General features: G+C 74.5%; 6 protein-coding genes. 3 read left to right on the forward strand and 3 right to left on the reverse strand.

Annotated features, from left to right (window positions below; genetic code table 11):
• Nucleotides 1-268: 268 nt before the first annotated feature.
• Nucleotides 269-826, reverse strand: a complete 558-nt coding sequence (locus ADL22_RS07735) for a MarR family winged helix-turn-helix transcriptional regulator (protein WP_066975075.1) — start codon at nt 824-826, stop codon at nt 269-271.
• 197 nt (nt 827-1023) lie between these two features.
• Here ADL22_RS07735 and ADL22_RS07740 point away from each other — a divergent pair, with 197 nt between their 5' ends.
• Nucleotides 1024-2310 (forward strand): MFS transporter, encoded by a 1287-nt coding sequence (locus ADL22_RS07740; RefSeq protein WP_066975077.1) that lies wholly within the window; start codon nt 1024-1026, stop codon nt 2308-2310.
• A 117-nt stretch (nt 2311-2427) separates the two neighbouring features.
• Here the strand turns inward: ADL22_RS07740 and ADL22_RS07745 are convergent, their stop codons facing one another.
• Both ADL22_RS07745 and ADL22_RS07750 read right to left on the reverse strand, forming a co-directional pair.
• Nucleotides 2428-4179 (reverse strand): ATP-binding SpoIIE family protein phosphatase, encoded by a 1752-nt coding sequence (locus ADL22_RS07745; RefSeq protein ID WP_066975079.1) that lies wholly within the window; start codon nt 4177-4179, stop codon nt 2428-2430.
• A gap of 295 nt (nt 4180-4474) precedes the next feature.
• A complete protein-coding gene (locus ADL22_RS07750; RefSeq protein WP_267890150.1) occupies nt 4475-5860 on the reverse strand; it encodes an NAD(P)/FAD-dependent oxidoreductase in 1386 nt (461 codons plus the stop codon).
• A 434-nt stretch (nt 5861-6294) separates the two neighbouring features.
• Between ADL22_RS07750 and ADL22_RS07755 the strand changes: the two genes are divergently transcribed.
• A complete protein-coding gene (locus ADL22_RS07755) occupies nt 6295-7110 on the forward strand; it encodes a TetR/AcrR family transcriptional regulator (RefSeq protein WP_066975081.1) in 816 nt (271 codons plus the stop codon).
• A gap of 398 nt (nt 7111-7508) precedes the next feature.
• Nucleotides 7509-9653 (forward strand): sigma-70 family RNA polymerase sigma factor, encoded by a 2145-nt coding sequence (locus tag ADL22_RS07760; protein WP_066975083.1) that lies wholly within the window; start codon nt 7509-7511, stop codon nt 9651-9653.
• Nucleotides 9654-10074 lie beyond the last annotated feature (421 nt).

The following is a 10074-nucleotide window of genomic DNA, read 5'->3' on the forward strand; positions in this document are numbered from 1 at the left end:
CGTCCCGGTCCGCATCTCGAAGAGCTGCGAGCGGTTCGAATTTCGATCCGATTCCCCGTCGGCGGGGTGTTCACCACTTTAGCGGAATTCCTCGGTGACACCTAATCAGGCGCCCGGAATGAATTTCGGCATGCGGAATTCAGTCCCGTTGAGGAGGCCGTGCAGTAGTGAGTTGCCGCGATGCGGCGGGATGGCTGCCGCAGAACCGTTCCGGCTCATCGGCAACTCGGAGAACACTACGGGTCGGGGAGGGCCGTGTCAACCCGGGTCAGTCGAGGTCGCTCAGGCGGCCCTCGGCGTCCGGCTGGGCGGCCTCCACACGGCGCAGCAGACGGGTCAACGCGTCGCCGAGCACCCGGCGTTCCTCGCCGGAGAGGTCCTGGAGGAGCTCCTCCTCGAAGACCGTCGCCATGCGCATCGCCTCCAGCCACTTCTCGCGGCCCTCGTGCGTCAGCTCCACGATGACGCGCACGCGGTTGGTCTCGTCCCGCTCGCGGGTCACCAGTCCCTCGTTCGCCATGCGGTCGATCCGGTGCGTCATGGCGGCGGGGGTGAGACCGAGGCGCTTGGCCAGTTCGCCGGGGCCCATGCGGTAGGGCGCGCCGGAGACGACCAGGGCCTTGAGGACCTCCCATTCGGCGTTGCTCATGCCGAGCGTGGCGGTCTGGCGTCCGTAGGCGACGTTCATCCGCCGGTTGAGGCGCTGGAGGGCGGAGACGACCTGCTCCACCTGGGGGTCGAGGTCCTGGAACTCGCGCTGGTAGGCCGCGATCTGTTCCTCGAGGCTGGGCTCGCCGGGGGCGGGCGCGTCTGAGGGCTCTGGCATGCGGCGCAGTATGACACGAAAGTTATTGGCGTTGAAGCTCTTCGTCATGTAGTCTTTAGCTTCGAACTTTAGGGTCGAAGTCTTGAGGGTGTGACTGTCCGGACTCGGACGTCACGGGCGTCGCGGACGCGCCTCGGCTCGGCTCGGGGGGTTCCTGACACGTATCCGTCTTCACGACCTGACCTAGGAAGGTGAGTGTGACCACCGCGATGGGCGCCGCGCTGCGCCGGATCCAGCTGGGCAACGCGCTGAGCGCGTTCGGCAACGGCTTCACCGTGCCGTATCTGTACGTCTACGTGGCGAACGTGCGGCATCTCGGTGCGAGTACGGCTGGGGCGGTGCTGGCGATGCTCGCGGTCTCCGCGCTGGTCGTCCTGCCGCTGACCGGGCGGGCCATCGACCGGCGCGGGCCGCTGCCGGTCGCCGTCGCCGGCACCGTCGCGGCCGCCGTCGGCTCGCTGGGCATCGGCCTGTCGGCGAGCGTGCCGGCGGTGATCGCCTCGGCGGTGGCGCTGGGCGCCGGTATCGCGGTGATCCAGCCCGCGCTCGCCACGATGATCGTGTGGTGCTCGACGACCGTGACCCGCTCCCGGGCGTTCGCCACCCAGTTCTTCCTGAACAACCTGGGGCTGGGCATAGGCGGCCTGGTCGGCGGCCAGCTCGTCGACGAGGCGCACGCGTCGAGCTTCGTGCGGCTGTTCGCCATCGAGGCCGTGATGTTCCTGGTGCTGGGCGCCGCCATCGCGACCGTACGGCTGCCGCGGGTGCCGAAGGTCGAGGACGCGGTGCCGACCGGGGAGCGGGCCGCGGGGGCCTGGCGGGCGCTGTTCGGCGACCGGCGGATGGTGTGGCTGTGCGTGCTGGGCTTCGTGCTCTTCTTCGCCTGCTACGGCCAGTTCGAGTCGGGTCTGGCGGCGTACGCGACGGAGGTCACCCGGATCGAGCCGGCGACGCTGGGCATCGCCCTGGCGGCCAACACCGCGGCGATCGTCGCGGCGCAGTTCGTGGTGCTGCGGCTGGTCGAGCGGCGGCGCCGGAGCCGGGTCATGGCGCTGGTCGGCGTGGTGTGGACGGTGGCCTGGACAGCCGCCGGACTGTCCGGGCTGGTGCACGGGGCGCAGGCGGTGGCGACCGTGCTGCTGATCTCCACGTACGCGCTGTTCGGTGTCGGGGAGTCGCTGCTGGCGCCGACCGTCTCGCCGCTGGTGGCGGATCTGGCGCCGGCCTCGCTCATAGGCCAGTACAACTCGGCGTTCGCGCTGGTCAAGCAGCTGGCGCTGGCGGTCGGGCCGGCCGTCGGGGCGCTGATGGTCGGACACGGCATGTACGCGGCGTACATCGGGATGCTGGTGGCGTGCGCGGTCGGGATCACGGTGCTGTCGCTGCGGCTGGGCCGGATGCTGACGCCGGCGCAGGACCAGCCGCACCGGGCGGCCGTCCCCGCGCCGCGGGTGGAGGCCGAGCCGGTGGCCGCGGCGGTCTGACCGTCGGCCGGCCACCGCGCCGTCTGACCGGCGGCCGGGGGCCGGCGGCCGGGCGCCGGCGTCCGCCGGGGCGCGGTGGCGTACGGACCGGTTCCGGGGCAGTCGGTGCCCGAGCCGTCAGTTCCGGGGCAGAGCGAATTCGCACCAGACCGCTTTGCCGCCGCCCGGGGTCCGGCGGGAGCCCCAGGAGGAGGCGATGGTGGCGATGATCGAGATGCCGCGGCCGGCCTCGTCGGCCGGCTCGGCGCGCCGCCTGCGGGGCAGGTGCTCGTCGCCGTCGGTGACCTCGATGATCAGCCGGCGGTCCGTACGGCGCAGTCGCAGCCGCATCGGCGGGGTGCCGTGCTGGAGGGAGTTGGCGACCAGTTCGCTGGCGGCCAGCACGCCGAGGTCGTGCAGGTCCTGGGAGAAGCGCCAGGAGGCGAGCACGCCGGAGGCGAAGGCGCGGGCCCGGGGCGCGGCCTCGGTGCCGCCGTGGAGTTCCAGCGCGGCGTTGTGGAACAGCTCGGCGTCGTGCCCCTCGCGGATCGGGTTCTGGATGACGAGGATGGCGACGTCGTCGTCGTGGGCGGCGGTGATGCCGAGCGAGCGCAGCAGCCGGTCGCAGACGATCTCGGGGCTGCCGGTGGCGCCGGCGAAGGCCCGTTCCAGGGCGGCGACGCCCTCGTCGATGTCCTTGTCGCGCCGTTCGACCAGGCCGTCGGTATAGAGGACGGCGCTGCTGCCGGGCGCCAGCGGGACCGAGCCGGAGGTGTGCAGCCAGCCACCGGTGCCCAGCGGCGGGCCGGTCGGCTCGGCGGCGCGGTGGACCGTGCCGCCGGCGTCCCGGACGAGCATCGGCAGATGGCCGGCCGAGGCGTAGACCAGGCGGCCCTCGTTGGGGTCGTGGACGGCGTAGACGCAGGTGGCGATCTGGCTGGCGTCGATCTCGGCGGCCAGGCCGTCCAGCAGCTGGAGGACCTCGTGGGGCGGGAGGTCGAGGCGGGCGTAGGCGCGGACGGCGGTGCGCAGCTGGCCCATGACCGCGGCGGCGCGCACCCCGCGGCCCATGACGTCGCCGATGACCAGGGCGGTGCGGCCGGCGCCGAGGGTGATGACGTCGTACCAGTCGCCGCCGACCGCGGCGTCGGTGCCGCCGGGCTGGTAGGTGGCGGCGACCCGCAGGTCGTCGGGCTGCTCCAGCTCCTGCGGCAGCAGCGAGCGCTGGAGGGTGACGGCGGCGGCGCGCTGGCGGGCCTCGCTGGCGCGGAGCCGTTCGGCGGACTCGATCTGGTCGGTGACCTCGGCGCCGAAGACCAGGACGCCCTTGTGCGGGGCGAGGCAGGCGACCTCCGGGTCGGGGGCCGGGCCGCTGGCGGCGACCTCGATGGGGGTGCAGGTGAAGGTGTAGTAGCCGTCGCGGGTGCGGTCGCCGCCGGCGCCGGCCGGGACCTTGCGGGACTTGACCGTGCGGGGCCGGCCGCTGCGCAGGACCTGGTCCATCAGGGGCAGCAGGCCCAGTTCGCCCAGCTCGGGGAGGGCCTCGCGGGCGGTGCGGCCGGCCGGGCGGGGGCCGAAGACCGCGGCGTAGGCGCCGTTGACGTACGCCAGGCGGTGCTCGGGCCCGTAGACGACGGCGACGAGCGCGGGGATCGTGCCGAGGATGTCGTGGACGGACAGCGCGTCGACGGTGGGCGGCGCGGCGCCGGGCGCGGGGTCCTCGCCGGCGGGGCCCTCGGCGCGGGCGGCGGGGACGGTGCCGGACGGGTCGCCGGCGGGCGCGGCGGAGTGCGCCGCGGGCCCCTGGGGCGGGGTGGCGGCGCGGTCGGACCGGGCGGCGGTGCGCCGCTGCGTGCCGGGGAACTTGGCGCTCCAGCGCGTGAAGATCACGGAGGGGTACCTCTTACGTCGCGTCGGGGCGCGGGGTCGGGCCATCGGCGTGGGCGGGCGCCCCGTGGCGTGGCGAGGGGCCCTGCCGGCGCCCTCTGGCGGAATGCAGCAAACGTCCTGAATCCTCGTGATTGTCACTCTTCGCAGATACGAGCCCACCCATGGTCACACGTCCAGTGTGGCCGACCGGACTGACATCCGTCAGATGCCGGGCGCCGGGGCGCAGTTCCCGGTACCGGGGCGGCCGGCGCGCGTCCACCGGGCGGGGGGCCGGCGCCCCAGGTGGGGCGGCCGGTCAGGTGGTCTCGTTGTGCCGGCCGGTGCCGGCGGCGAGTTCGAATTCGGCGCGCGGGTTCTCCAGCGAGCCGAGCGAGACGATCTCGCGTTTGAACAGGCCGGCCAGGGTCCATTCGGCGAGGATGCGGGCCTTGCGGTTGGCGGTGGGCACCCGGCTGAGGTGGTAGGCGCGGTGCATGAACCACGCCGGATAGCCCTTCAGCTTGCGGCCGTAGACGTGGGCGACGCCCTTGTGCAGGCCCAGTGAGGCCACCGAACCGGCGTACTTGTGCGCGTAGTCGCGGACCGGGCCGCCGCGCAGGGCCGCGCTGACGTTCTCGGCGAGCACCTTGGCCTGGCGGACGGCGTGCTGGGCGTTGGGGGCGCATTCGGGGTGCGGCCCATCGGGGGTGGCGGGCGGCGCGGTCACATCCGGGACGGCGGCCGCGTCCCCGGCTGCCCAGGCGTGTTCGGCGCCGTCCACCTGGAGCGCGGCGGTGCACTTGAGGCGGCCGCGGTCGGTGAGCGGCAGTCCGCTGGCGGCCACGATCGGGTGGGGTTTGACGCCGGCGGTCCACACCAGGGTGCGGGCGGGGAAGCGGGAGCCGTCGCTGAGCCGGACGACGCGCCCCTCGCAGGACTCCAGGCGGGTCTCCAGCCGGACGTCGATATTGCGGGCGCGCAGCTCGCGGACGGCGTAGCGGCCCATGTCGGGGCCGACCTCGGGCAGGATCCGGCCGGTCGCCTCCACCAGGATCCACTTCATGTCCTCGGGGCGGACGTTGTGGTAGTAGCGGACGGCGTAGCGGGCCATGTCCTCCAGTTCGGCCAGCGCCTCCACGCCCGCGTAGCCGCCGCCGACGAAGACGAAGGTCAGCGCCGCGTCGCGGACGTCGGGGTCGCGGGTGGAGGAGGCGATGTCGAGTTGTTCGAGGACGTGGTTGCGCAGCCCGATGGCCTCCTCGACGGTCTTGAAGCCGATGCCGACGTCGGCCAGCCCGGGGACGGGCAGGGTGCGCGAGACCGATCCGGGCGCCAGGACCAGCTCGTCGTACGGGACGGTGAACGCGCCGTCGCCGGTCTCCGCGGCGGCCAGGGTGGCGATCGTGGCCTTGCGCTCCCCGTGGTCGAGGGCGGTGACCTCGCCGACGACGACCGTGCAGTGCGGCAGGACGCGGCGCAGCGGGACGACGACGTGCCGGGGGGAGATGGCGCCGGCGGCGGCCTCCGGGAGGAAGGGCTGGTAGGTCATGTACGGGTCGGGGTCGACGACGACGATCTCGGCCCTGCCCTGGCGCAGTTCCTGCTTGAGGGTCCGCTGCAGCCGCAGGGCGGTGTACATCCCCACGTAGCCGCCGCCGACCACGAGAACGCGCGCCGCATCGTCCGAAGACGGAGTCTTCACAGGTGTTCTCCTCGCGGTGTCGGCCGGCCGGGCGCCACCGAGCGGGCGGCCTGACCGGCGGCGCGGCCACCTTCGGGCGCTGCGCCCCCGGAAAGCACAGCACTGTTCCATGACGCATGCCCGGCGCGGCTTTGTCCACAGGCCGGTCGAAAAGTATGGCCGGAACGGGTGGCTGGGCGGAGTGGGACATTCCGTGTGTCCGGTGCGAAGTACGCTGGTCAGGCGGAGATTGGCGCGGAGTGAACGGAGGGGCGTACGGGGCGGATCGGGCCGGTTGGGCCGATCGGGGGGCGCGGTGTGCGGAAGGCCCCCTTCAATCTTGACGCGGGCTCAACTATGTTCGTACTTCGCTGGGGTGCCCCCTCTTTGTCGGGCCGCCCCGGCCGTCAGGGCGGGGAGTCTCCGGGGGGAGACGTCATTACCGGGGGATCACTATGCACATTCAAGGCTCTCAATGGCCGGCGGCGGTCGCGGTGACCAGCGCGTCCGACGGCGCCCACGGCACCAACGGCAGCAGTGCCCATGGCAGCGGCGCCGGCGGAACGGGCGCGCCGGCCGGCGCGGGCGGCCGGAGCACACCGCTGCGGGTGGATGCCCAGCGCAATCTGGAGCATGTGCTGCGCGCGGCCCGCGAGGTGTTCGGCGAGCTGGGGTACGGCGCGCCGATGGAGGACGTGGCCCGGCGCGCCCGGGTCGGCGTCGGGACGGTCTACCGCCGCTTCCCGAGCAAGGACGTCCTGGTCCGGCGGATAGCCGAGGAGGAGACCGCGCGGCTGACCGAGCAGGCCCGGGCCGCGCTGGGCCAGGAGGACGACCCGTGGTCGGCGCTGGCGCGGTTCCTGCGGACGTCGGTGGCCTCGGGCGCCGGGCGGCTGCTGCCGCCGGGCATCCTGCGGGTGGACGCGGCCGGGGACCGGACGGCGGACGGCGCGGGCGAACCGCGGCTGCCGGAGGCCGGCGCCGGGGCGCGGGTCCCGTTGCAGCGGGTGCCCGGTGAGGCGGACGGCGGCCGTACGGGCGCCGAGGCCGAGGAGACGCCGGGCGGCCAGGCGCTGCTGGAGGTCGTCGGCCGGCTGGTGGAGCGCGCCCGGGCCGCCGGAGCGCTCCGCGCCGATGTGACGGTCTCCGACGTCCTGCTGGTCATCGCCACGGGCGCGCCGGCGCTCCCGGACCCGGGGCAGCAGCAGGCGGCGTCGACGCGGCTGCTGGAGATCCTGCTGGAGGGGTTGCGGTCGCGGGCCGGGGGGTGAGACCGGCTGCGGCGGTCTGTTGCCGGGGCGGCGTGTTCGAGTCGGGGCGGTGAGGCCGGGGCCGCTGGGGTTGTTCCGGCGGTACGGCTTGTGCGTTCGTGCGGCTTCGTATGGGTGGTGCGGCGAGCCGGGTGTCGTCCTGTGACCCGGTGCGTCGTCACGTGACGTGGGGCTTCCTGTGGTGCGGCGGCACGGCTCCGCGCACTACACCCCTACGGGTGACCTCGATAGACCAGGCGTAGCCCGTACGAGTGAATACCCGGAAGGGTCCATACGGGTGAACTCCAGTGCGGGCGCCTCGGATGAGTGGTTGGCCGGCGGAGCACTGAAGCGCGCGCACGGGGTGTGGCACGCTTGCGCGGTGTTGCGGTGTGACGGCGGGTTCGGGGGCCTCGGCGATGGGTGTTGACGGGCGGGACGAGCGCAGCGGCGAGGACGCGGGAACACCGTCGGGCCAGGTACCGGGCCAGGGCGGGCCGCTGGGGGCGACGCCGCCGGCGGGCGGCGCGGGGAGCGGCGGGCCGAGCGTGCCGGCGCAGCGCAGGCGCACCGGGCAGCGGGCGGAGCCGTCCGCCGGACCGTTGGGCGGTGGCGTCGGCGACAGCCCTCTGGACGGTGGCAGTGCCGGGAGCGGCCCGTTGGGCGGTGGTGCCGGGGGTGGCCCGGTGGACCGAGGTGCCGGGGCTGGCCCGGGCAGCGTTCCGCCGCCGTCGGACGCCGAGTTGGTGGCCGCGCTGCGGGCCGGCGACGACTCCGCGTACGAGGAGCTGTACCGCCGGCACGCCGACGCGGTACGCCGGTACGCGCGCGGCTGCTGCCGGGACGCCCACACCGCCGAGGACCTGACCGGCGAGGTGTTCGCCCGCACGCTCCAGGCGGTGCGCGGCGGCGCGGGCCCGGACGCGGCGGTGCGGGCGTATCTGCTGACGACCGTCCGGCGGGTCGCCGCGAGCTGGGCGAAGACCGCCCGGCGCGAGCAGCTGGTCGAGGACTTCGCGGTGTTCGCGGTGTCGGCGGCCGGATCGTCCCTGGACGACGACACCCTCGACCTCGGCGCGGACGTCCGGGCGATGCACGAGGCCGAGCAGACGATGGCGGTCCAGGCGTTCCGCAGCCTGCCGGAGCGCTATCAGACGGTGCTGTGGCACACCACCATCGAGGACGAGTCGCCGAGCGAGGTCGCGCCGCTGCTCGGGCTCACCGCCAACGCCACCGCGGTCCTGGCCCACCGCGCCCGGGAAGGGCTCAAGCAGGCGTACCTCCAGGCGCATGTGAGCCAGTCGCTGACCTCGGGCGGCGACTGCGCGCGCTACGCCGACCGGCTCGGCGCGTACGCGCGGGGCGGGCTGCGGATGCGCGCCGAGCGGGGGCTGCGCAAGCATCTCGACACGTGCGCCCGGTGCCGCGGGGCGGCGCTGGAGGTCGCGGACCTCAACCAGCGGATCGGGGCGGTGCTGCCGATCGCGGTCCTCGGCTGGTTCGCGGCCGGGTACGCGGTCAAGGGCGCGGCCGCGGTCGCCGGTGTCGCCGGCGCCGGGGCGGCGGCGGGCGCCGGCGTGGCCGCGGCGGCTTCGGGGTCGGGAGCGGGCGCCGGAGCAGGAGCAGGCGCAGGGGCGGCTGTTGGTGCTGGTGGGGCGGCTGGGGCCAGTGGGACGGCTGGTGTGGCTGGTTTCGGTGCGGCGGGCGCGGGGGCCGGTGGGGCCGGGGCCGGCGGGGCGAGCGGCGGCGGGGCCGGCGGGGCGGCCGTGGGCGAGGGGCTGGCCGCGCCGGTGAAGATCGGTGTCGGGGCCGGCCTGGTGGTCGTGGCGGGCGCGGCCCTCGCGTTCGCACTGTCCGGTTCCTCGCAGCCGGACCCGCACCCGCAGGCACGCCCGGCCCAGCCGGCGCCGACCGCCTCCCGCGCGCCCTCCCCTGAGCCGCCGCCCGCCCCGCGGCCCCCGGTGAGCGCACCGGCCCCGAAGCCGCACCCCAAGCCGACCCCGGAGCGGCCGAAGCCCAGGCCCACGCCGACCCCGACCCCGTCCCCCACGCCCGCGCCGCCGTCGCCGAAGCCCACGCCGAGCCCCACGCGTCCCCCGGCCCCGGCGCCCACGCCTCCGGCCCCGCCACCGACGCCGTACCAGGTCAACGCGTTGCGGTACGACTTCGCGGGCGACGGCACCGCGCCGGAGGTCCGGGCCTTCGACAGCAGCTGGATGTGGAAGCGGAACCACCCGAGCATCGGCGGCACGGCCTACCCCCACGGGGTGAGCGTGCACGCGTCGTCCTCGGTGGTGATCGACCTCAACCGGCAGTGCACCGCCTACGACGCGGTGGCCGGCGTCGACGACCTCAGCCTGGGGCTGGGCGCGCTGCGCTTCTCGGTGTACGCGGACGGGGTCCGGCTGTGGCGGTCCGACGTCGTGCGCGGCGGGGATCCGGCGGTGCCGGTGCACGTCCCGTTGGCGGGCCGGAGGACGCTCCGCCTGGTCGTCGAGCCGGAGAGCGCCGGCGACTTGGTGGCGCTGGGGGATTGGGCGAGGTCGCAGATCAGCTGCCGGTGAGGTGAGGCCCGGTGGGGCGGGCTCGGTGGGGCGGGCTCGGGGCCGGTGGGGGTGGGCTGCGCCTGCGTGGGCTGCCCCCGTGGCGTTCGGCTGGCTGTGCCCCCCCTGTGCTGTCCGGCCCGTGCTCCCCGGTCCGTGCTGCCCGGTCTGTGCTGTGTGGTCTGTGCTGTGTGGGTTGTGCTGTCCGGTGGCCTACCACGGCACGACATCCGTCTGTTGACGGCCGCGGGCTGGGCGTCTAGCTGGCGTGCTCGCCTGGAGCCTGCTCGTCGTTCTCTGGTGGCTGCTCGTCGTTCTGGTGGCTGCTCGTCGTTGGTGGCTCCTCCTCGTTGGTGCCCGCTGGCTGGTGCCTGTGGTGCCTTGTGCCTTCTTCCTTTTTACGGCAACGATTACGGAGAGTGATTTGTTCCTGGGGTTTGGG

The sequence above is a fragment of the Streptomyces sp. NRRL F-4489 genome (assembly GCF_001509485.1).
Taxonomy (GTDB): Bacteria; Actinomycetota; Actinomycetes; order Streptomycetales; family Streptomycetaceae; genus Streptomyces.

Coding starts and splice junctions, on each gene's coding strand:
- ADL22_RS07760 (WP_066975083.1), top strand. CDS start 7,509: ATGGGTGTTGACGGGCGGGACGAGCGCAGCGGCGAGGACGCGGGAACA.
- ADL22_RS07735 (WP_066975075.1), bottom strand. CDS start 826: ATGCCAGAGCCCTCAGACGCGCCCGCCCCCGGCGAGCCCAGCCTCGAG.
- ADL22_RS07755 (WP_066975081.1), top strand. CDS start 6,295: ATGCACATTCAAGGCTCTCAATGGCCGGCGGCGGTCGCGGTGACCAGC.